At 37.1% G+C, this 22,392-nt stretch carries 17 protein-coding genes; 1 reads left to right on the forward strand and 16 read right to left on the reverse strand.

Annotated elements, in window-relative coordinates; translation table 11 throughout:
- Nucleotides 1-80: 80 nt before the first annotated feature.
- Entirely contained in the window at nt 81-944 is an 864-nt protein-coding gene (locus HMPREF0833_RS06720; RefSeq protein WP_013904292.1) for an RluA family pseudouridine synthase, read from the forward strand.
- Between the two features lie 68 nt (nt 945-1,012).
- On the opposite strand, the gene HMPREF0833_RS06725 is transcribed toward HMPREF0833_RS06720, so the two are convergent.
- The 16 genes from HMPREF0833_RS06725 to cpsA form a co-directional block, all read right to left on the reverse strand.
- Complete coding sequence (locus HMPREF0833_RS06725; protein ID WP_041818386.1) at nt 1,013-2,668, reverse strand: LPXTG cell wall anchor domain-containing protein; 1,656 nt, start codon at nt 2,666-2,668, stop codon at nt 1,013-1,015.
- Between the two features lie 410 nt (nt 2,669-3,078).
- The gene (locus tag HMPREF0833_RS06730; protein ID WP_041818387.1) at nt 3,079-6,867 is read right to left on the reverse strand and encodes a GBS Bsp-like repeat-containing protein; all 3,789 of its coding nucleotides are present in this window, start codon (nt 6,865-6,867) and stop codon (nt 3,079-3,081) included.
- 153 nt (nt 6,868-7,020) lie between these two features.
- Nucleotides 7,021-8,454 carry a flippase gene (locus HMPREF0833_RS06735; RefSeq protein WP_013904296.1) on the reverse strand — a complete coding sequence of 478 codons (1,434 nt, stop codon included), beginning with the start codon at nt 8,452-8,454 and terminating at the stop codon, nt 7,021-7,023.
- A 2-nt stretch (nt 8,455-8,456) separates the two neighbouring features.
- The gene (locus tag HMPREF0833_RS06740; protein WP_013904297.1) at nt 8,457-10,397 is read right to left on the reverse strand and encodes an HAD-IA family hydrolase; all 1,941 of its coding nucleotides are present in this window, start codon (nt 10,395-10,397) and stop codon (nt 8,457-8,459) included.
- A gap of 8 nt (nt 10,398-10,405) precedes the next feature.
- Nucleotides 10,406-11,494: a non-hydrolyzing UDP-N-acetylglucosamine 2-epimerase gene (wecB, locus tag HMPREF0833_RS06745; RefSeq protein WP_013904298.1), complete on the reverse strand. Its 1,089-nt coding sequence runs from the start codon at nt 11,492-11,494 to the stop codon at nt 10,406-10,408.
- A 25-nt stretch (nt 11,495-11,519) separates the two neighbouring features.
- Nucleotides 11,520-12,422 (reverse strand): glycosyltransferase family 2 protein, encoded by a 903-nt coding sequence (locus HMPREF0833_RS06750; protein WP_013904299.1) that lies wholly within the window; start codon nt 12,420-12,422, stop codon nt 11,520-11,522.
- Nucleotides 12,415-13,668, reverse strand: a complete 1,254-nt coding sequence (locus HMPREF0833_RS06755) for a polymerase (protein WP_227197823.1) — start codon at nt 13,666-13,668, stop codon at nt 12,415-12,417. The genes HMPREF0833_RS06750 and HMPREF0833_RS06755 overlap by 8 nt, the downstream gene beginning before the upstream one ends.
- Nucleotides 13,669-13,679: 11 nt before the next feature.
- Nucleotides 13,680-14,762 (reverse strand): glycosyltransferase, encoded by a 1,083-nt coding sequence (locus tag HMPREF0833_RS06760; RefSeq protein WP_013904301.1) that lies wholly within the window; start codon nt 14,760-14,762, stop codon nt 13,680-13,682.
- A 1-nt stretch (nt 14,763) separates the two neighbouring features.
- Complete coding sequence (locus HMPREF0833_RS06765; protein WP_013904302.1) at nt 14,764-15,633, reverse strand: glycosyltransferase; 870 nt, start codon at nt 15,631-15,633, stop codon at nt 14,764-14,766.
- Between the two features lie 4 nt (nt 15,634-15,637).
- Nucleotides 15,638-16,459 carry a LicD family protein gene (locus HMPREF0833_RS06770; RefSeq protein ID WP_013904303.1) on the reverse strand — a complete coding sequence of 274 codons (822 nt, stop codon included), beginning with the start codon at nt 16,457-16,459 and terminating at the stop codon, nt 15,638-15,640.
- Nucleotides 16,459-17,202 carry a WecB/TagA/CpsF family glycosyltransferase gene (locus HMPREF0833_RS06775; RefSeq protein ID WP_013904304.1) on the reverse strand — a complete coding sequence of 248 codons (744 nt, stop codon included), beginning with the start codon at nt 17,200-17,202 and terminating at the stop codon, nt 16,459-16,461. The genes HMPREF0833_RS06770 and HMPREF0833_RS06775 overlap by 1 nt, the downstream gene beginning before the upstream one ends.
- Before the next feature lie 37 nt (nt 17,203-17,239).
- A complete protein-coding gene (locus HMPREF0833_RS06780; protein ID WP_013904305.1) occupies nt 17,240-18,616 on the reverse strand; it encodes a sugar transferase in 1,377 nt (458 codons plus the stop codon).
- Nucleotides 18,617-18,635: 19 nt separating this feature from the next.
- Entirely contained in the window at nt 18,636-19,328 is a 693-nt protein-coding gene (locus tag HMPREF0833_RS06785) for a tyrosine-protein kinase (RefSeq protein ID WP_013904306.1), read from the reverse strand.
- A 12-nt stretch (nt 19,329-19,340) separates the two neighbouring features.
- Entirely contained in the window at nt 19,341-20,036 is a 696-nt protein-coding gene (locus HMPREF0833_RS06790; RefSeq protein WP_013904307.1) for a Wzz/FepE/Etk N-terminal domain-containing protein, read from the reverse strand.
- 47 nt (nt 20,037-20,083) lie between these two features.
- Complete coding sequence (cps4B, locus tag HMPREF0833_RS06795) at nt 20,084-20,815, reverse strand: capsular polysaccharide biosynthesis protein Cps4B (protein ID WP_003014511.1); 732 nt, start codon at nt 20,813-20,815, stop codon at nt 20,084-20,086.
- Nucleotides 20,812-22,281 carry an LCP family glycopolymer transferase CpsA gene (gene cpsA, locus HMPREF0833_RS06800; protein WP_013904308.1) on the reverse strand — a complete coding sequence of 490 codons (1,470 nt, stop codon included), beginning with the start codon at nt 22,279-22,281 and terminating at the stop codon, nt 20,812-20,814. The genes cps4B and cpsA overlap by 4 nt, the downstream gene beginning before the upstream one ends.
- Nucleotides 22,282-22,392 lie beyond the last annotated feature (111 nt).

The raw sequence follows: 22,392 nt of genomic DNA on the forward strand, positions 1-22,392 counted from the left end.
CTTGTCCTAGCAAGAAAAGATCGCTCATTCCCTTCTCCCATTTAGTTTTCTTTAAGCTTAGATTTTGCTACAATAGGGTCATGAACTATCAATTTACCATTCCACATTCCTTTCCCCAAATGACTGTGAAAGAGCTGCTTGAGGACTACTTCCTCATTCCCCGTAAGATCCGGCATTTTTTACGAACCAAGAAGCACGTCTTGGTGAATGGAGAGACCATCAACTGGCAGAGCCCCGTTCAAAAAGGAGACCAGATCCAGCTGATCTTTGACGCGGACGATTACCCTGAAAAAGAGCTCCCAGCCGGAGACCCGAATCTGGTCGAAGAACTCTATCAGGATGAGCATGTCATCATCGTCAATAAGCCTGAGGGCATGAAAACCCATGCCAATGAACCGACAGAAATTGCTCTTCTCAACCATGTTTCCAGCTATGTTGGATCTACCTGCTACGTCGTGCACCGCCTAGACAAGGAAACCAGCGGAGCGATTTTATTTGCCAAAAACCCTTTTATTCTGCCCATTCTCAACCGCATTTTGGAAGATAAAAACATCCAACGCGAGTACTGGGCCTTGATCCAAGGTAGCTTAGCACAAAAAACCATCGTCTACAAGGATAAAATCGGACGCGATCGCCACGATCGGCGCAAGCGCCTGGTCGATCCACGAAAAGGACAGTATGCAGAAACTCAGGTGACGCAACTGAAAAAAATCGGGCGAAACAGCCTGGTCAAATGCCAGCTCAAGACGGGACGTACCCATCAGATCCGGGTTCATCTCTCCCATCATGGACACCCGATTGTCGGGGATCCTCTCTATAACCCTGCACGTGGAGAGCGACTCATGCTCCATGCTCACCGCTTGACCTTTACCAATCCATTAACCCTTGAAACCATCCAAGTCGAGGCCCCTTCCAAGAGTTTCGAAGAAGGATTGAAAAACTGAAAAAAGAAGCAAAAGAACATAGCCCTGTCAATCAAGGCTATGTTCTTTCAATTTTCGTAGTTGAAATTTTAACGGTCATCTGACTCTTTTAATGTCTGTTTTTTCCCATTTTTTGAAAACAAAAACAATCCAAGTATAGTTGTCAGTCCTCCCAAGATACTCAGAATCCATTGAGAACCTGTGACTCCTGTACGTGGCAAATGTTGTTGGCCCGAGTCAACTTGCTTGTAATCAGCAGTAGCTGTCGAGTCAACTATCTCTTTAAATGTCGGATCCACTGTTTCTTTTGTTACATTTTTCGATGGTTTTAGAACATCTTGTTGAGGATGATTTATCGGAGTATGAGGTTGAACAGGAATAGGTTCTGGTGTTGGCGTTGGTGTTGGTGTTGGAGCTGCCATTTCATACTCATATACGACATGAGTTGTTCCTTCTTTTAAGAAACCTGATGTAGGTGCAGATGATGGAGAAAGACCGACTAATACATATTTTTGACCATTCACTATGAGTGATTGAGGTTGCTCATTCACATTCTCCGCTGCATTATACGGTAACGGTTGTCCATTTGAACCATAAATTGGTAGCGTTGGAGTATCGATATAACGGTCCCGCAGTTGCCTATCGGTCCCTTTCAAGACATAATCCACAACAACATCCCCTTGGGACAAAGTTGATACATCCTGATCAGCCATATCTTCTGTCTCTGATACGTAATATGTAGCAGAACCATTTCTTAGCGTATAGATTCGAACAAAATTAAAAAATGTCTGTTCATCAATATTCGTATCATTTGGAATCGTAGTCCAATCACCATTGTTCGGAGTAATATAGGTTTTCGGGTTCGATACAGATCTAATCAAGTGACCATCACGAACATAACTCTCATTAATTAAGGCTGGATTCGCTAAAACACCAAGATCCTCAACATCATTATTTGAGTACACACTATGCGAAGAATACTCCTCCAAATGTTGAGATCCGTTCTCATAGCCAGAGAGCCCACCCTCGCTACTTGACTTCCAGTCCATTCGAGCATCAATCGCTAAATACTTGATTTTCTTGGCCTCTTCTAGTGGAAGAGTGACAGCAACTCGAACTGCTTGACTTTTAGAAAAATTCGTATAAATGCTATACGACAACATTTTTTCACTATCAACAAAATCGTATTCCTTATTATTAACCACATAAGGAGTCTGACCAGAAGCGACTTCTTCTGCAGTTGGAAGATTAAATGGTATGTTGTCGTGATCCTCATTCAGAGTTTCACGATCAATCACCTTCATAGGGGCATTGACCGCAACAGGATTTCCATTTTCATCCCTTGTCCCAACTAATGTAAAATCCACCTTTGCTTCTGCAAGATTCGGAATCCGAATTGCAAGATCACTCACCGTCAACATTTGATCACTAGAGTGCATTCTTTGATAAGCAACTGTATAGGAGTAGGTGACATGTTCTCCATCGCTACTGAGTGTTGCAGGATGACCTTCTACATTCACATGCCCACCGTCACTTACAATATTATCTTGTTGAGAAGAAGCCACGCTCTCTGGTTGCATCACAGGACTCGCTTCATTTAAATCTTGAGAATTAGATGTCAAAACAGTTGATGGTGCTGAAGAAGCACTATCTGTATTCTCATCTGCGTAGGCAATTGTTGACGTAAAGGCATTTAAAGTAACTACTGAAAATACTGCAATTCCTAATTTTGTCAATTTTTTCATTATTCGTCTCCCTTTCATAAAAATAATAGACCGGTTCACACCAAATATTATTTTTATCACTATTTATTGAAATGGTACGACAAAGAAATCCTATTGTCAAATAATTATTTCAACTTCAAATTATCCTACACAAATTCCGAATAATAGCCTAAAAAACAGAAACATCATCAAATTTTTTCCCCCTTTATTACAAATTAAACAAAAAATAACAGAATGTAGACAAATCCTTTCAGCAATAAAAATTTCCCCTTTTAGAGACTGGATACAATATATTGAAAACTCTTAGAAATGCTGGTATACCACTATTTTTTAAGAGTTTTTACTTTCTATAATAAAAGAAAAAGATTGAAGAAAATTGTCCAAAATGGACTTTTTCTTCAATCTGAAAAGAAGCAAATGTTTCTTTTTTATTATTGATAACGTGGGCTAGCAAATCCTCGGATATTGCCATGACCGATTCGGTAGGTTTTTCTACGAACCTGATCATTTGAGTTTCCTTCAATGGTATGAATAATCCCATTTGAAACGCTCTCAACAATTCCAATGTGGTCTGCAAAACCATTGTTAGGTTGGCTATCTTGATCCCAGTTGAAGGTGATAATATCCCCTGCTTTTGGTGTAGAACCTCCATCTTCATTCCAAATTCCAAGACGTTTGAAAATCTGAATGTGACGTTCGACCCCACATTCACGACCAACTAAATCGCTAAGACCTTCGCGTTGGAAAATCGTTGTTACAAAGACATCACACCAGTCATCTGTATTCTTCACTGCATAACCTACAGGGAGAGGACGCACACTGTTATAATCATTCACTAATTGTTGATGTGCCGCACTACCTCCACGGATCCCAACCAGACTGGCTGCAGCTCGTAGAACACGATCCCGTTGACCACTGTCAACACGAGGACTCAAGCCTGTTTGTCCAGTTGTACCACGCGGATTCAAGGCCGTTTGACCAAGGTTAAATCCTTCAACTCCACCATCGACATAGTCTACATAAACGTGTGTCGTATAGTTGCCAGCAAGATTCTTATGGTTAACAGCCGAAACATGAACATCCGTCTGCGTACCGGTCGGTGCTGTTGAATACCAGTAAAGATTTTCTTGGTGATCTTGAGACCAGGCTGCGACACGAACATTTTTAATTTGACGACCCTGAGGGGCTTGATCCACTTCTACCGTATAAGTCCCTGCTTCTACATTGACATTTTTAATAAAGGCACGTGTTTTCGTATTGGCATTACGGAACTCAACTTCAGTTGAAGAAGCCAACACGCCAACTCGACTACCGTCATTTTGAATATAGTAAAGGTGGACATAGTACAAGCCTGTAGAATTTTTGTGGTCGCTCGCTGTGACGGATACTTTGTAATCTCCATTCGCTTGACGCGCTGCTTCATACCAGCGGATATCATCTTGGCCGTCCTTAGCAGACCAGATAGGAACCTGAACAGTACGAACGCCCTTAGGACTGTAGACATCCTTGATGATGACGTCAAAGGTACCTGTATCCTTGTTGTTGTTTTCGATAGAAAGGGTACCGGATAATAGTTGTTCTTTCTTATATTCCGCAAAGGCTTTTTGAACAAATTGGCGTTGGCCCTGTGCATCGTAATAGAAGATCTGCGCTTCATAGCGCCCATCGACATTTTCATGGTCGCTTGCCTTCGCTACAACTTTATAAGAGCCATCTGATTGACGAACTGGGGTATACCACTTGATATCATCCATACCTTTGGCATGTGACCAAAATGGGATCTTGATCTCTTTGTAATTCTCAAACCCTTTTAAGTTCTTAGCGGTTATCGTAAAGGTTCCTGCTGACTTATCTACATCAATTGAAAGATCTGCCGATACTGGTACGTTTGGCTTACCTGTTGAATATTCCGCAAAGGCTTTTTGAACAAATTGGCGTTGGCCCTGTGCATCATAATAGAAGATCTGTGCCTCATAGCGCCCATCGACATTTTCATGGTCGCTAGCCTTCGCTACAACTTTATAAGAGCCATCTGACTGACGAACCGGGGTATACCACTTGATATCATCCATACCTTTGGCATGTGACCAAAATGGGATCTTGATCTCTTTGTAGTTCTCAAAGCCTTTTAAGTTCTTAGCGGTTATCGTAAAGGTACCTGCTGACTTATCTACATCAATTGAGAGATCTGCCGATACTGGTACATTTAGCTTACCTGTTGAATATTCCGCAAAGGCTTTTTGGACAAATTTACGTTGACCCTGTGCATCGTAATAGAAGATCTGTGCCTCATAGCGCCCATCGACATTTTCATGGTCGCTTGCCTTCGCTACAACTTTATAAGAGCCATCTGACTGACGAACCGGGGTATACCACTTGATATCATCCATACCTTTGGCATGTGACCAAAATGGGATTTTGATCTCTTTGTAGTTCTCAAAGCCTTTTAAGTTCTTAGCAGTAATCGTAAAGGTACCTGCTGACTTATCTACATCAATTGAAAGATCTGCCGATACTGGTACATTTGGCTTACCTGTTGAATATTCCGCAAAGGCTTTTTGGACAAATTGGCGTTGGCCCTGTGCATCATAATAGAAGATCTGTGCCTCATAGCGCCCATCAACATTTTCATGGTCGCTTGCTTTTGCTACAACTTTATAAGAGCCATCTGATTGACGAACTGGGGTATACCACTTGATATCATCCATACCTTTGGCATGTGACCAAAATGGGATCTTGATCTCTTTGTAATTCTCAAACCCTTTTAAGTTCTTAGCGGTAATCGTAAAGGTTCCTGCTGACTTATCTACATCAATTGAAAGATCTGCCGATACTGGTACATTGGGACGTTTGCCAATAGATACCTCTGTTGAAGATGTCGTTACGCCAATTTGTTTCCCATTTAGCTGGTTGTAGTAGAGATGGATGTTGTATTTACCCGTTGAATTTTTATGGTCGCTGGCTTTCACACTAACCTTGTAGGTACCATCGTTTTGTTTGGCAGCCACATACCATACCAAATCATCCTGACCATTCACATCTGACCAGATTGGAACGGATACAGATGCAACGCCATTTGGAGCCTTGACATCTGAGATTAAAACATCAAAGCGTCCTGTCATTGTGTCATTGTTAATGACGGAAATCTTTCCACTCAAATTACCTTGGGTTGGATCCGACGTCTGTTTATAATTTGCTGTAAATCGCCCTGTATAATCAATATTATGATCAAAAAGGTGTTTCCCTGGAAGTAATTCTGCTTGAGAAGAGAACTGCCAAGCTCCTGCCTTTCCATTATAACGAAGAGTTTTAGCATCATTCGCAGAAAGTTTCGGTGCTGGATACTGAGCAACCCAAAAGTTTTCAATCCCAAACTGCGCAGTATTAACAGGTCCTTTTTTATGGAGATTATTTTCATCTAACCAGCTAGCGCTCGTGTAAAACATGAGATTGGTATAGCCATTTTTTCGCATCTCATCAGCCCATGCTTGGGTATTGCGGTTAATATTTGGTTGCATTTTAGCATCCTCAAAGTCATTGACCATAAGAGTGCTTTTTGGAAGCCCCAATCTTTGAGCCGCAGCTATATAAAATCTTGCTTCTGCACGCGCAGCTTCTTCCGTTGTATAACGTGAAAAATGGTAAGTGGAAACTTGCAACCCAACCGCCTGTGCATTTCGAATTTGTGAAGCCGCATTTGGATTGTTATACCAAGTGTTTTCTGTTAATTTAACAACCACACCACCAACGCCCTTATTTGCAAGAACGCGATAGTCTTCTACACTGATATCCCCATTGTGACTACTAACATCCACGAAGGTCTTTGGCTGTACAGCTACATCTGTTGAGCGACTGGCAGGAGCATGAGAACCCGCGTCAAAAAAAGTAGACGCTCCTACTGAAGGTTTTTCTTGAGGAGCTGCTGTAGTTGACTCGGTTGCAGAGGCTGTTTCTTCAGAACTCACAGACGACGTAACTGCTGAAGCTACAAGTTGAGAAGCTCTTTCTGTAGATTCGACAACAGTCGCTGGAGCTGTGTAGCTTGTTGCAGGGACAAGCTCTTCTCCCGTTTTCGTTTCAACAGACGGTGCCACTTGTTGGTGATTGTTATCCGCTGTAACTGGTTCGTTTGAAGTCACTTCATCAGCTTTCGCTACTTGTGCAGATACAGAAAGTAACAAAGCTGCACTTGCAAAATAGATTAGATCTTTCTTTCTCATCGTTCTTCCCTTATACATATTTTATACTTTACCTATTTTACCACACGGCTTAATTGATTGAAAGTTTTATAGTGGAAATTTTCTAAATTAGTGATAAAAAATGGAGATAGCACTTGGCTTCTCCATTGTTAAATATACATCTATTTTTATCACCTATAAGATTTCTAAAAATTTTTTTATAGTTGCTTCCTTCAGTATCACAAGCATAATGAAGTAAAATAAAAAGTATAAAATTCCAGATAATCCTAAATGAAAAATAAGATTATTTATTACAACTAAATGGTTTATCCCCAGAACAAAAATTCCTGACAGAAGTGCTGAAGATGCGAATTTCATAATTGATCTAAACGGAATATTTCCCCTTAAATAATCTACAGAATATCTATACTGAACAAACATTTGCGTAAACTCAGCTATCAAAGTAGCAAGAGCTGCGCCTAAAACGCCTAGTATCGGCATAAGGAAGAAATTTAACATTAAATTCACAAATGCTCCACTAGTCACTGCGTTCATAAAATATTTCTCTCTCCCCGTTGGGATTAAAATCTGATTCCCTGTGATATTTGAAAAACCAGAAATCAGCAATATAGGCATTAGCATTTGCATTGCTACAGTGGCTTCCACATACTCATTGCCTCCCAATAATAGAATACTGTTTTTAGCCTCCAACATAAAAAATACAGTTAATGGAATCGAGATGAAAAATATGACAGATATCGATTCACGCATAATAGAATTAAATTTCGAGGTTTGTTTCTGACTTATATAGAATGAAAAACGAGGCAATAGAACTGTACTTATTGATGTTACAACAGATAGTAAGATCCACTTTACCTTAGTCGCAACAGAATAAAGTCCAACAGCTTTATTTCCATTTATAAACCCTAACATTACTGTATCTAGATTAGTGTAGACGTTCACCGCAAGCAATGACGCAAATAAGTACCACATCGGTTTTACATGATGTCTAAATTTCAAATCCTTTCTTATCTTGAATGAGACGTATCTTCTACATTGAATAATATTTAAAGCATTAGAACTTAGAACTGAAAACAATGTTATCCCAGCATATATAACATAATTATCTGCCTTACGCACCAATAAGAATGTTAATATCAGTGATACAAATTTTAATAATATAGAACGCTTTGTAATATAAGAATATTCCTCAATACCACTGTAAAACCAATTAAGAGAAAGTGGGGATACAAGAATCGTAATACAGGTGATCAGCAATAATCCCATTTCAGATCTCAATTGTTCAACACCAAAGCTAACAAATAAAAGTAGAATTGAGACAATGACCGACATAAAAATATTAATCAATGTTAATTCTTGAAATACTTTTGTTAATTCTTCTTTATCCTCACGAACTTTTGCAACTGCTCGTATCCCATAAGTCGAAATTCCTAGAGAAGCCACCAAAACACAATAACTACTGATAGAAGTGAAAAACGAGGTGGTTCCTAGTCCAATTGGGTTTAGTATTCTAGATACGTATGGAAATGTAACCAGAGGAAAAACAATATTAGATAATGTTAAAAGAATATTATAAATTGCATTTACCTTGATTGATTTTTCTTTCATTCTTAAATCCCATCCTTTAATTTCAAAACCAACCTTCTAATTCCAAAAACAATCGTGCAATATGTTTTAGGCAGTATGGTTAAGAATGGTACTTTATCAAACAATTGATAAGAAAAGTCTACCCACAACAAATCTTTTTTCGCTACTAGTAATCTTTTTCTCGAAAATCTTACTTTTTCTTTAACAACAACTTCTCCGAAGTTTTCGACAACCTCTTCTCTAAGAGAGTTTCGTAAATTGTATAGTTTTGGAACAAACACACATTCTTTTTTCAACGAATTAACAAGAAATAAATCATATAATTCATATGGAAGAAATTCTGTCCTAGTATAGGCATCTAATAAGATATCGATCCCCTCAATCAACTTTTGTTGAAAATCATTAACTTTTTCAAATACTTTAACATGTTTGAAATGCTCGTCTAAAATCGGTAATATCTTACCATTAACATTATCATAGGCAACAACTGGACCATGATCAGCAACAAAAATATCCTCATAAATTTCATAATTTCGGCTAATAATATCAAAAAAAGGTGTCTTATGAGGGAAGTCATTAAACATGATCCCAAATTTATTATTTTTAGATATCGATTGATAACCATTGTACTTAAGACCAAAATAATATCCCACAACTTTCTTATCCGGTAATGCCTTTTGAATATTATCTTGGATAGTCCCTTTCCATCCTATATCAACGATATAAATGCTGTCATCTTGAGTCAAACTCGTTACATAATTCCTAAAATTGCTGTCTTTTGCTTTCTCCAATTTATATCTTTTTATAAAACATGGATTTGATTTCAATTTTTCAAGAACTACTGAATTTCTATCAATTTTATGAGTCATATCAACTTGCAAATCAGAAGATATATTGCTGATCTCATCTCTTGAAAAATTTAAATTAAGTAAAAAATTCTCTAGACTAATCCTTTTATATTGCCTAAAAATAATATCAAAACTTTCTATTTCTAATTTTTCAAGTGATGGGTATAGAGTTGATCTTCTCGATACATAAAAATAGTCTGTATTGATTTTATTTTCATGGAAGTAACTATTTTGATACTGATCAAACAACGTTTTTAATAGTTGACCTTCACGTGAGCAAAATAAAATTTGTTTGACCCCATCTTTAACTAGCTGGACATGCAACTTCGAAATAAAATACAGTATATCTGCAATGAATCCGTTAAACGGAGCAATTTCTGCATTAAAGTACAACGTTTTTCTATACAAGTTTTTTAGTTCTTTTTTATCAACAATAGAACCTGTTACATGTTTATACTCTTTAAAATAAGATGCCAGACCGAGATTCATTGGATTTATTACATCAGATTTATAATTATCTCCAATCATCGTTACACTTTCAGGTGCCACATTCAACCGAGATAAAAAAACTTCATATAATTTTCCTGTCGATTTTCGAGCATTATATTCACTTGAAACAAAAATATCTTTAAAATATTTCCTGATTCCAAAATGAATTAAGACTTGATTCAATAGAGAACTATCTGCGTAAAAGTCAGAAATAATATAAAGCAATTTTCCGTTTTCATATGCTTGACAAATAAACTCTACCGTATCATTATCTAAGTATATATGCTCGATCTCGATTTTAGTTTCTAACTCTTTTGCAAATGTTAGAAATTCTTCTATCGTTGCTATAATAGGCGAATCTGCTAATCTATTTAATTCTTTAAATAGCTCTCTTAATAAATTATCATAAGGGACCTCTTCCAGCCCTTGTTTTTTAGTGTCATATTCAACTTTTTTTCTGGCTTTGTAAATCGAGGATGGGGTCACAGAAAAGTTTAAATATAATGAAATTTCCTTAGCCCACTGAAATAAAATAGTTTCAGGATCACAATCACGATGAACAATCGTATCAAAAAAATCAAAAGCTACGATATTCGTATCTATTTTCTTTTCATTAATTGTAGTCATGTTTCCACCTAATTATCCATCAGAATCCTAACAATCTGTTTACAAGCCGTACCATCTCCATAAGGATTACTTGCTTGACTCATTTTATTGTACTCTGTTTCGTCTTCAAGGAGGAGTTTAAAATTCTCATAAATATTCTCCTCATTTGTTCCAACCAACTTCAAGGTTCCTGCAGCAATACCCTCTGGACGTTCTGTCGTATCACGCATTACAAGAACTGGTTTTCCTAAGGAAGGGGCTTCTTCTTGGACACCTCCTGAATCCGTTAAAATTAAGTAACTTTGATTCATAAAATTATGAAAATCAATAACTTCTAACGGCTCAATAATTTTCATACGTTCATTTTCTCCGAAAACCTTACTTGCAAGTTCTCTTACTCTAGGATTTTTGTGAATTGGGTAGACTACCTTCACATCTTTGTACTCATTTAATATACGTTTCACAGCTTTAAACATATGTTCCATTGGTTCCCCAAGGTTCTCACGTCTATGGGCTGTCAACATAATTAATTTACTTCCCTTAGCCCAATCTAAAATAGGATGACAATAATTTTCCTGAACGGTTGTCTTTAGTGCATCAATTACAGTATTGCCAGTAACAAAAATATTTTTTCGTCCCTCTTTTATCAGATTCTCTTTTGAAACTTCTGTTGGAGCAAAATTATATTCTGAGATGATAGAAGTTGCTTGTCGGTTAAATTCTTCTGGAAATGGGCTTTTTAGATTATACGTCCTTAAACCAGCTTCAACATGCCCAACTTTAATCCCCATATAAAATGCAGCTAAGGATGTTGCAAATGTCGTGGTCGTATCCCCATGCACAAGAACAATTTCTGGCTGTTCTTTTTCTAAAACCATTTGAATTTTATCCAAAATAGATGTTGTGATTGTGAATAATGTTTGGTTTTCCTTCATAATCCCCAAATCATAATCTGGTTCAACTTTAAAAACCTCTAACACTTGTTTTAACATTTCTTTATGTTGGCCTGTGACACATACAATCGTTTTTATTGAATCATTCTGTTTTAATTCGTTTACCAAAGGACACATTTTAATCGCTTCTGGACGTGTTCCAAAAACTAACATTACTTTTTTCATGATATACTACTTTCCACTCAAAAAATTAAGATTTGATTACAATAAAAGGGTAGGCTGCATCAATTCTATCTGTTACACCATCCCAATAATACTTTAAGATCTTTATATTATTTTCCTTACCTATCAATAGCCTAAAAAGAAATCTAGCATACAGGTATAATAAAAATTTGATAAACTGATATCGACTTCCTATATTTCTTTTCACAAATACCACTCTGTTCCTGTTCATTAAATACTCTTGTAAGCCAGATACCGATTTTATTGAAACAGAGCCTTTATGATATATAAAATAATTTGTTAAACAAATATTTTTATAGCCCATTAGTGTGGCTTTATAACACCATTCAGTTTCTTCAAAAAACAAAAAATAATTCTCAGGAATATAGCCTATTTCCTTAAGGAGACTTGTTCTAAATAGCATACATGCCCCACCAATATAATCACTTTGTACAATAGCAGGTAATTCTTTTCTTGATAAATGATGATTTTTTAATGTAACATATCCCTTATCTAAAAAAATATCTCCCCCTGTCGATTGTATAAGATCTCTATTCTTGTATTCTACAAGAGCAGGGCTGACAAAAGCAATTGAATTATCATTATGCAACTTTTGTACACATGCAGTCAAAAAATCCTCTTCAATAAGGGTATCATTATTTAATATACAGATAAATGGGTAACCTCTTTTTTCTGCTATTTTTATACCAATATTATTTCCATTAGCATACCCATGATTCACTCTACTTGGAATCACCTCAATATTATTTAATGAATTTTTTAATTTTTCAATGCTATCATTGGAAGAGTTGTTATCTACCACAATAATATCAAATTTTTCATTCTCAATACTTGATTGTAGACTTCTAACGCAATCGATTGTGTCCTGATAATTATTATAGTTCAAAATAATAAAACATACTTTATCCATTCTTATTGTCCTTCCGCTTTAATTGATAATCATAAAAGAATACCATAGCAAGAATTATTACAAGAGAATAACTTCTCTGACTGCCAAAAATATTAAGAGAAGGGGCTGTAATCAAAATATTTGCCATCAGACCTATGAATAAAGATCGTTCATAAATGTATTGTTTCGTTTTCATTCGTCGGATTAATTTCGTTAACATGTATAAAAGATAACCATATAAGAAAATAGCCAGTAGACCAAATTGAACAAATAACTCTATAAAACCAAGGTCGTCTAAATACATTTGAACTCTTCCTGGTCCAAATAAAATGAAATAACTATTAGGGTTTGAACTAGTTAATATCCCCAGCCCATTTATCCAACGGTAATCTGTTAATAGTCCTAGATAGTATTTTAACTCCCAATATCTATATCCTAATCCCATATCAGAGGTACCATTATTAAATGCATCTATCCAATTCTTAAACCATTCACTTCCTCCAAAAAAGAAGAAACAACTGATGCCTACAATGACAAATAATAAATATAATGGCATATAAGGAAATTTATGATAAACATACATTAGAATCATCGAAAATATTTGAGGAAATATTAACATTCTCGTTTGATTTACAAATATGGCAAATAGCAACATAAACATCAATGTATAAAGATATTTCTTATCTCTATACTTGAGAAAGAGATAAAATGTTAAAAACATAGCAATGGAAATTAAAGGAGTCCCATCCACTCTAATTGATGTTTCGTTTCTATACCATAATTTACCAAATTCCATCAATATATTTGGAAAGAGATTGGCCTTCAAAAATGTAAATGAGAACCACGAGAAAAATCGAAGTAGCAAAGATACGGACAGAATACTTAGTGTATTATCCAAAATTCTTTTCATTTTTTTCTCATCATTCGCAAAAAGATAAATCAAAACAAAAAATAATAGAACCCAAGTATATTGTCTTATAGCATAGAAAATTTCAATGGAAGAATAGAAATAAGTATTGGTTGCTCTTATGATTTGATAGAGAACACACGACAAAAAAGTAATACCGAAAAAAAATGCTGATCTCGATATATTTCTGATATTTAGAAGTAGCGTTGGAATCATAAGAATTAGAGTAGTTATCGATACCACGGTTAGTAAATTTCTATGAACAAACAGACTAACATTTAAAAACAAAAACAAACCCACAGAAAGCGCTACAGAAATATAATAAAGTAATTCCACTAATTCTATACGAATTCGTCTCACATTTGCCTCCATTATCTCAATTCCTCAATTAATTTTTCAATTGTAGAAACTCTGTTTTCCCAATTGTTGGCATTTAAGAATTGCTCTCTTGAATCCTGATCGTATTTAATATCTGTTGCCTGCAATAACAATTTTAGTTGTTTCTTATATTCATCATAACTATCATATGAATAAGTAAACTTACTAAATCTCTCTATTTCCTTATACCTAACCGTCAAGATATCTTTATTAAAATTGATGTACTCATACAATTTTACAGGATCAACTGCTTCAACAATATCATTTAATGTAAATGGCATGATGAGTGCATCAGCATCTTTTATATTAGAATAAATATCTTGGTGGTCAACACTACCAAGGTACTTGATTCTATCGTTTTCAGGGATAGTCACTCCACTTACTGGCCCAATTAATCGATACTCAATATCCTCAAATTCATTTAAACTTTTCAACAGAATATCAAAATCAAACCAATGGCTGATGGTCCCAACATAAGCGAAAATATATTTTGGGCCTTTTCTTTTTTCTGCTGGTACTTCTAATATCTCCCCATTATATCCGTTTCTAACAACTTTAAGTTTAGAGTCATCGATTACTTCTTGAAAATCTTTCAACAAATTGGAGCGTAATTTTTCACTAGATACCAAAATGAGGTCTGCCTTAGCAATTAATTTAGTTTCAAGTTCCTTGATTCGTTGCTGCTCGCTATTTTCAGTAATGAAAGCTGTATGATAATCCATACAGTCATAAATAACCTTTCCTTTATAGTTATTATCAAATCTTTCAAATTGATTAGGATGTGTTAAATAAACAATATCTGGATCAAACTTTCTTGCTACTTTTTTTATCTTTCGGGAAACAATCCAATCATTTACTGCCTTAAGTTTTGCAAATCTAGTTATAAAGGGGATACTATAAATGCGGGAAAGCTTCACACTATTTTCATTCCTATTTAGAGTGAGACCTTTTCTATTATACCAATATCGATAAAGAACTTCCACATGGTAATTCTTAGACAATCCTTCTGCAATGAAGTGAGGTCGTTGTTTTATCCAATTCCATTCAACGTTCATTACATAAAGTATTTTTTTCATGTTATCTTTCCTTCCCCATCAATTCTAAGAAATAACTAGAAGATTCAAAATTACACTTGTTTGAAAAGATAGTTTTTTCTACCAAATTTGAATATACCTGATTTGTCGCAACATTTTGATGATGGAGAACTTTTATCTCTGGTGTATATAAACGTTTGTATCCTTTTTTTTCACATTCATAGTCCAGAATTTCTGTTTCAAAATAGAAAAATGTATTTGGATTAAAAGCAAACTTCTCATTTTTTATATAATCTTTAGAGTATACGATAAAAGAGCCATGTAAAATTGGATTTACGACGGTTTTCTTATAATTGCTTTCTGAATTTCTTCTTTTCCGATAGATAAGTGTTCGTAATTTTTTACTTGCTTTAAGCCAACACTTTATTTTCAAATAAAGACTGATCTGACTTTCTTTTTTATATTTTTGATTTAATTTTTTGACTTCATCATAAGTATAATGTGAACATCGTTTTGGATTCTGATGAAGATGATAAGTCGTTGAATAAATATCAGGACCGAGTAAATGAAATTTTTCTCGCTCATATATTTCACTAACTTTTTCCTCGAAATTGTTAGTTTCTATTTCCACATCATTATTCATAATGACAATAAAATCAGGGTTATATTTCAATTTAGAATATTGATAGGCGACATTATTTCCTTTAGCAAATCCTAAATTTTCGTCATTTATTAACACATCAATTTCTTCATCATCTTTATAAAATTCCTGTAACTGTTCTCCTGTTCCGTTATTTGAGAAATTATCAATGATGATTATTTTTTTCTGATTGCAATTACTTTCCTGTATAGATTTCACACAAGAAACCGTCTCATCATAAACCTTGTAATGTAAAATGATATAACAAAACAAATTCTTACCCTCCTATATGCGACTTTCTATCTTCTTCAGCAGGTTCTTCGTAAAAATAGTTTTCACCATACAGCCTCTTCAGATAATTATCATAATCAGACGGAACTCTATACTCTGTGTCTTCAAATCTCAAAAAAACACCTTTTCCCCAAATCTCGGAAGGCATCACTTCTTTAGTGAATAAAGAAGCATTTACTGTACCAGCATAACGTTGTTTTTTCCAATCATATCGCTTATACAACCTATCCAGTCGGTTGTAAACTGAATTTTGAGGAAACAGTTTTGCAAAACCTAGTTTTTTAAACAATCCAATCAGCAATTTCTGCTTTTTAGAATGCATATCAATATGATCGCCTTTATAAGTTGTTCCCAAACTAGCTAAAAAACGGTACCAATACACTTTAAGGTAATACACCTTTCTGACTAAACTATTGTTAGGAGCGCCATCAAGAGGTATGATATCAATAAGATGCAAGCCAAGATTTGTATTTCTGGGTAGTCCCAATTTTATTCTCTCATCTTCAAGTAGGAAAAGACGTGGAAAATAACAGTGTAATTCTTCACAATACTGATGACAAAGGACCTGATACTTGCCTGCAATTATTTTATTTTCAAAAATTTGTGGTAGCCGATCATAATCTTCCCTAGGAACAGCAATATCCACATCATCATCCCAAGGGATAAACCCTTGGTATTTAACTGCTCCCATCACACTTCCGCCTCTCAAGAAGAACATTAGATTATTTTCTTTACAAATCTTGTTGAATTCTTTTAAAGCATCCAGCTCAATTTCTTGAATTTTTTTTAAGACTTCAAACTGTCCCATTATTTCACCCGCTTTTTCTCTTTTACAACTTTATAAATAAAACTAACATTTCCCACAAAATAACGCTTAAAGAGCCGTTTGGGTTCATTGGCCACACGAAACAACCACTCTAAATTTGCTTTTTGCATCCACATTGGCGCGCGCTTGATATGACCTGATAGGACATCAAAACTTCCTCCAACTCCCATAAAGACAGAGTTTACTCCATTGTCCATAAACTTCTGGATCAAGTACTCCTTTTTAGGAGAAGTAATGCCGACAAAGACAAAATCTGGATCTTTTTTTCGAATATCTTCTTGAATAATTTCTTCCTCTTCAGCAGAAAAATAACCATTTCGACGGCCAACTACCTGTAAATTTGGATAATCTTTTTTAAAGACGGCTAACATATCAGTTAATACTTCCTCTTTTGCTCCAAATAAATAGACAGAATAACCTTTTTCATTGGCTAAATGAAGAAGTTCTTGCATCAAATCAATTCCCGCTACACGCTCCGGTATTGGAGAACCTAAAAATTTACTAGCTAAAACCACAGATGCCCCATCTGCATTGATGATTCCTGATTCATTAACAATCTTTCTAATCTCCTCATCATCATGGCATTGATTGATCTTATCAGCATTTACTCCCATTAAATGGAGAGCCTTCTTTTCAAGTACATAGCGCTCAACTGAATTGACCGTCTCTTGCATTGTTAACGGGTCTATATCTATACCTAATATGTTGATTCTTGCTTTTTTCATCTTTCTCCTAACATGGAAAGGACGAAGCAGGCTTCCCCTACTTCGCTCCTTCTTTCCTAAGCACAACCTTTATGGTTTTAAGCAAGATCTGAATATCTCTCCAGATCGTCCAATCGTCCATGTACGCAACATCCAGTTTGACAACCTCGTCAAAGTCGGTAATCTCACTGCGTCCGCTCACTTGCCAAAGGCCAGTAATTCCCGGCTTGAAACTGAGGCGCCGTTTTTGAGCAGGTGTATATTCTTGGTATTCATCGACCGTTGGGGGACGAGTCCCGACTAGACTCATATCCCCAATTAAAACATTGTAAAACTGTGGTAACTCATCGAGGCTGGTCTTACGGATAAAGCGACCAATCGGTGTTACTCGCGGATCGTTCTCCATCTTGAACATGCCACCTGTCATGGTATTTTGAGCCATGAGATCTTTTTTAATTTCCTCAGCATCCACGCGCATAGAGCGGAATTTATAAAAGTTGAAATACCGTCCGTTCTTACCGACCCGCTTTTGTACAAAGAAGGCAGGACCGCCATCCTTACGGATCAGAGGGACTAGGACGATACTCGCCACCCCACAAATCAAGAGGCCAAAGAGAGCCCCCACAATATCCAAGAGACGCTTTGCAAAAACATGGCTCGGTTTGTAAAAATTGGTCGAGAAGGTGACAACACTTAGTCCCCCAACTTCTCGAACCCGTTTATTGCCTAGGGATGCGAAGTTAAAGGCATTGAGGTTGACCGATACGTCAATTCCCATACTCTCAAACTCTGAAACCAATTCACTGATATTATAATCCTCACTTGGCAGGTTAATGAATACCTCATCCACCACTTCCTTGGTAACGAAAGCCATCATTTGATCCGGTTGCACGATCCGCACACCAGAACGGGTGAAACGTGTAGTATCCATAACCGTCACACCAATCAGTTCCCCATGAAAAAGACTTCCAGAATGTAACGTATCTAAAACTTTTTCCATCCGACTAGTTGCTGTAATCAGGAAGATCTTCCTACTACTTTTCAGGTGGGAAGCAACCGACCGTCTATACCTTTTGAGCATAAGGTCCATGACGTAAACAGAGAGCGTATTAAGAAGGAAAAAATAAATCATCCCTCGACGAGAGATCGAAAAAAAACCTTCCATCATAAACCAAGTAAATGTGATGGCTACTGAAAAGAATACATTGTATTTCAGTACTTGTAGCAACTCATCCAAATAACCTCTTGCATAAAAACGGTTGGCCAAATTGCTGATGTAAAATACAACAAAATGCAAGAGATAGAGAATAGCAATCGACTGAGGCGTGTATTCTGCATTCTTAAAGAGACTTACAATGTATGCCGAAAATAGGACTGCTAAACTTTGAAAGAGAACAATAGTTAATTTTTCAAGTTCGATTCTTTCTTCTCCCATTTCCTTTAATTCCTATTCCTTATTTCTTTCCGTACTCTCCGTAAGATCCGTATCCTCCGTACGAACCATACTCAGCAGCTTTGATGTTAAATTTATTGAGAATGACTCCTAAGAAAGGAGTTCCCGTTTGTTCCAATTGTTCTTTAGCTTTTTGAACCATTTTACGTCGGTTTGTACCGGATTCAACCACCAATACTGTTCCATCACAGCGTTGGGCGATAATCGCCGCATCAATTACGACTCCAATTGGAGGGGTATCCACAATAATGTAGTCATAGTGCCTGCGCAAAGCTTCCATCATCATCGTAAAATTCTTACTTTGCAAAAGACCTGTTGGATTGGGCGCTATCTGACCCGACTCAATAATATCTAAATTTGGGAATTCTGTCGTATATAGGACTTGGTCCAATTGGCTCTGACCAGATAAGAAATCAGTCAAGCCTTGGATCTTCTCACGACTACGGAAAACACCTGTCATCACAGAGTTCCGGATATCGCAGTCAACCAAGAGAGTTTTGTAACCCGCACGTGCAAAAGCTACTGCTAAATTGGTCGATGTCGTTGATTTTCCCTCATTTTCTTGAACAGATGAGACAGCGATGACTTTTAGGTCTACCCCGCTTAATTGAATATTGGTCGCAAGAGCATTGAAATACTCCTCCGCCTTATGGATTTCTTGTAATTTATTTTTTGAAATTTCTAATGTATTCATGCTATCCTCGGTCTACAATTTCTTAATATCTGGCACAACACCAAGTAGGGGCAAGCCCATGAGTTCCTCTACATCTTCTGGTTTCTTGACACGATCATCTAAGACTTCTACCACTACCAAGAGGACCACCATCAGGCCAGCTCCAGCAACAAATCCGAGAAGGACATTGCGCTTGATGTTTGGTGAAGACGGTGATTGGGGCACTTCCGCCTCATCCAAAGTTGTGACATCGGACACCTTGGTCACGGAAGTAATCTTCTCAGCCGCTACATTTCGAAGGCCATTCGCAATCCGGGCAGCTTCTTTCGGATCTCCATCTTTAGCTGTGATCGAGAGGATCCGGGTATCTGTTGGAACAGAAACATTGATCTTTTTTGATAACTCAGCTGGCGTCATATTGAGTTTAAGTTCCTCGATAGCCTGACTCAAGACATTTTGAGAAAGGATAATTTCACGATAGTCTTTAACCAAGTAGGCACCCGCTTGTAAATCTGAGTTTGTCAAGGCATTGTTGTCCTGATTTTGACGGCTGACCACATAGATACGGCTAGTACTTTGGTATTCTTTCTTGGCTAAAAAGGCACTATAGCCAAATGCTGCAATGGCAAAGACAAGCGCGACCAAAATGATTGAAAATTTGCGTTTCCACAGAACCTTCAGCGTAGCGAAAACATCGATTTCCACTGCTTGATTTTCTTGATTATTCATGTTCTAATTTACTCCTTCATGTGGATTTTTCTCCACGTGTTTTATGGTTAGATTAATTCATCTGCTAACAAGAGTTCTTGATTGCCGACAAAGAGAGCTTGTGCGCGTTGTTCTCCGTATTCTTCCTTGATCAAGTGATAAGCTTCTGCCATATAGGGTGGCCGTTTATCCACATTGTGCATGTCACTGGCCACAAAGTGTACCAAGTCTTTTTCTAAGAAATACCGAGCTCGTTTTTTCAGTTGTTTTTGCTCATCCCCAAAGAGACGAGGCTTGAGAACACTCGAGCTATTGATCTGCATGTAACACCCCATATCAATCATCTCTTGCACGCGCTCCTCATTTTTCTCCAAGCACTTGTAGCGCTCGATGTGGGCCACTACTGGTGTGATGCCTAGATGAAGCAAGCGATCCAAAGCAGTATGAATCTCCTTATAAGGCGTTCCCATGCTGAATTCGATCAGAGCAAAACGCGTCTCTGCCAGACTGGGAATGGTCTTTTCTTCCAGTTTTTTCAAGACATCATTGGTAAAGTAGATTTCTGCCCCGTAATAGATCTTCAAATCTGGTGCGACTTGCGCCGCAATTTTCTTCACTTCTTGAAAATTTTCTGCAATTTTTTCTTCAGGGGTTTCAAACATCCCCTTGCGACGATGAGAAGTAGAGATAATAGTCCGTACACCTTGGCGATAGCTTTCTTCCAATAAGGCACGCGTATCTTCTCTTGTCTTTGGTCCATCATCCACATCAAAGACGATGTGCGAATGGATATCAATCATTTTTCATTTCCTTCCATTACCTTTTGAATGGTTTCCTTAGCTTTTGTCAAGCTTCCTTGATCCAACTCCATGACATAGAGGTTGGATCCAGGCATAGCATAAGATGGCAAATCGGTACGCCCTTGTCCGGTGATTGCTTGGGAAGTCACTTCATAAGAGCCACCCGTTTCCAATTGGGTATTGATCAGGTTCATCATAGTTGGTAACTGCATGTTGGTTTGAACGGAATCTTGGAGGTTTCCGATAATCTCATTGTAGTTACTCAAGACCTTTGTAGAGGTCAACTTTTTGATAATCGCCGCAATAACTTTTTCTTGGTTTTTCCCACGGTCATTGTCGCCACCTTGAAGAGAGTAGCGTTCTCGAACAAAACCGAGTGCTTGCTCTGAATTCAAATGGACCTTTCCAACTGGGAAATGGAACTTGCCATGAAGGCTCGTGAATTCTTGGTCATTTTCCACATCGATTCCCCCTAGAAGGTCAATTAACTTGAGGAAGGAAGTGAAATTGAGACGAACGTAGTAGTTAAGCTTGATATCATAGAGATTCTCAAGGGTATGAATAGAAGCATCCACTCCGTAGATCCCCGCATGGGTCAACTTATCATTTTGGTTGTTACCTCCATCCGCAATCGGTACATAGGCATCCCGTGGTGTCGTTGTCAATAGGACTTGCTTGGTCTTACGATTGACCGTCATGATGATATTGACATCTGATCGAGAAACCGATGTTACCGGACCATAGGTATCGATCCCGCTAACATAAATGTTAAAGACATCCGCATTGGCAGACACCTTGCTCGTCGCTGCCACTTCTTTCCGGATTTTGTAGGAGTAGATTTTCTTTAATTTCTTCGCATAATCGGCATCTTCTGTAGCAATCGTATCCTCAAAGGTACTATTCAACACTATAGCAGTGGCACTACCGTCTTGCAAGCTCTTATAGGCATCCAGATAAGTCGGTGCGTCTACTACGGAGATTTCCTGTCCCTTGGTCTTTTTGATATTGTCCAAAAGAGCCGTAAGGTTGGCTTCATTATTGTTGCCCTTTGGCGTCACCACTTCCTTGATTTCTTTGATATCTTTAATGTCACTGTCTTTCTTGACATAAACTGCCATCTCAAACTCTGTATAGTTGGAGTGCCCATTGACATTGCTAGTCAGATTCAAGAGTTGTTGACTGGCAAACAGAACTCCTGAGCTAATCAGCAAACCGCCCAAAAGCAAGACTACGGTCGTCTTTTTAGCCTGGTTTCTAACAACAAACCAAGTAGATAAGAGCAAGAAGACAGCTAGTAGTGCAATCACGAGAACATTGACATAGCGAAAAGCCAAGATATTATTGGCTAGCATGGTATAGATCGCCCAAATAGCTGTTAGAAACAAAAAAATAAGCAAGACGGAATTAATGATTCGCATTTGCCCCCATTTTTGAATTGAGCGACGGCTTCGTCTCCTTTGCGACATAAAAACCTCCAATTAGTAGTTTGTCATATTTATTATAACACATTTCTACTAAATGACGCATTATTTATCACTTTTTTGTCCATTAAGTACAATTAAAATGCAACGAGCCTC

The sequence above is a fragment of the Streptococcus parasanguinis ATCC 15912 genome, from assembly GCF_000164675.2.
In the GTDB taxonomy this organism is placed as follows: Bacteria; Bacillota; Bacilli; order Lactobacillales; family Streptococcaceae; genus Streptococcus; species Streptococcus parasanguinis.

Bases quoted from the DNA above. Each gene is read 5' to 3' on its own strand.
- cpsA (WP_013904308.1), bottom strand. From the start codon at position 22,281: ATGTCGCAAAGGAGACGAAGCCGTCGCTCAATTCAAAAATGGGGGCAA.
- wecB (WP_013904298.1), bottom strand. From the start codon at position 11,494: ATGAAAAAAGTAATGTTAGTTTTTGGAACACGTCCAGAAGCGATTAAA.
- HMPREF0833_RS06750 (WP_013904299.1), bottom strand. From the start codon at position 12,422: ATGGATAAAGTATGTTTTATTATTTTGAACTATAATAATTATCAGGAC.
- HMPREF0833_RS06730 (WP_041818387.1), bottom strand. From the start codon at position 6,867: ATGAGAAAGAAAGATCTAATCTATTTTGCAAGTGCAGCTTTGTTACTT.
- HMPREF0833_RS06760 (WP_013904301.1), bottom strand. From the start codon at position 14,762: ATGAAAAAAATACTTTATGTAATGAACGTTGAATGGAATTGGATAAAA.
- HMPREF0833_RS06770 (WP_013904303.1), bottom strand. From the start codon at position 16,459: ATGGGACAGTTTGAAGTCTTAAAAAAAATTCAAGAAATTGAGCTGGAT.
- HMPREF0833_RS06790 (WP_013904307.1), bottom strand. From the start codon at position 20,036: ATGAATAATCAAGAAAATCAAGCAGTGGAAATCGATGTTTTCGCTACG.
- HMPREF0833_RS06725 (WP_041818386.1), bottom strand. From the start codon at position 2,668: ATGAAAAAATTGACAAAATTAGGAATTGCAGTATTTTCAGTAGTTACT.
- HMPREF0833_RS06780 (WP_013904305.1), bottom strand. From the start codon at position 18,616: ATGGGAGAAGAAAGAATCGAACTTGAAAAATTAACTATTGTTCTCTTT.
- HMPREF0833_RS06775 (WP_013904304.1), bottom strand. From the start codon at position 17,202: ATGAAAAAAGCAAGAATCAACATATTAGGTATAGATATAGACCCGTTA.
- HMPREF0833_RS06740 (WP_013904297.1), bottom strand. From the start codon at position 10,397: ATGACTACAATTAATGAAAAGAAAATAGATACGAATATCGTAGCTTTT.
- HMPREF0833_RS06720 (WP_013904292.1), top strand. From the start codon at position 81: ATGAACTATCAATTTACCATTCCACATTCCTTTCCCCAAATGACTGTG.
- HMPREF0833_RS06735 (WP_013904296.1), bottom strand. From the start codon at position 8,454: ATGAAAGAAAAATCAATCAAGGTAAATGCAATTTATAATATTCTTTTA.
- cps4B (WP_003014511.1), bottom strand. From the start codon at position 20,815: ATGATTGATATCCATTCGCACATCGTCTTTGATGTGGATGATGGACCA.
- HMPREF0833_RS06785 (WP_013904306.1), bottom strand. From the start codon at position 19,328: ATGAATACATTAGAAATTTCAAAAAATAAATTACAAGAAATCCATAAG.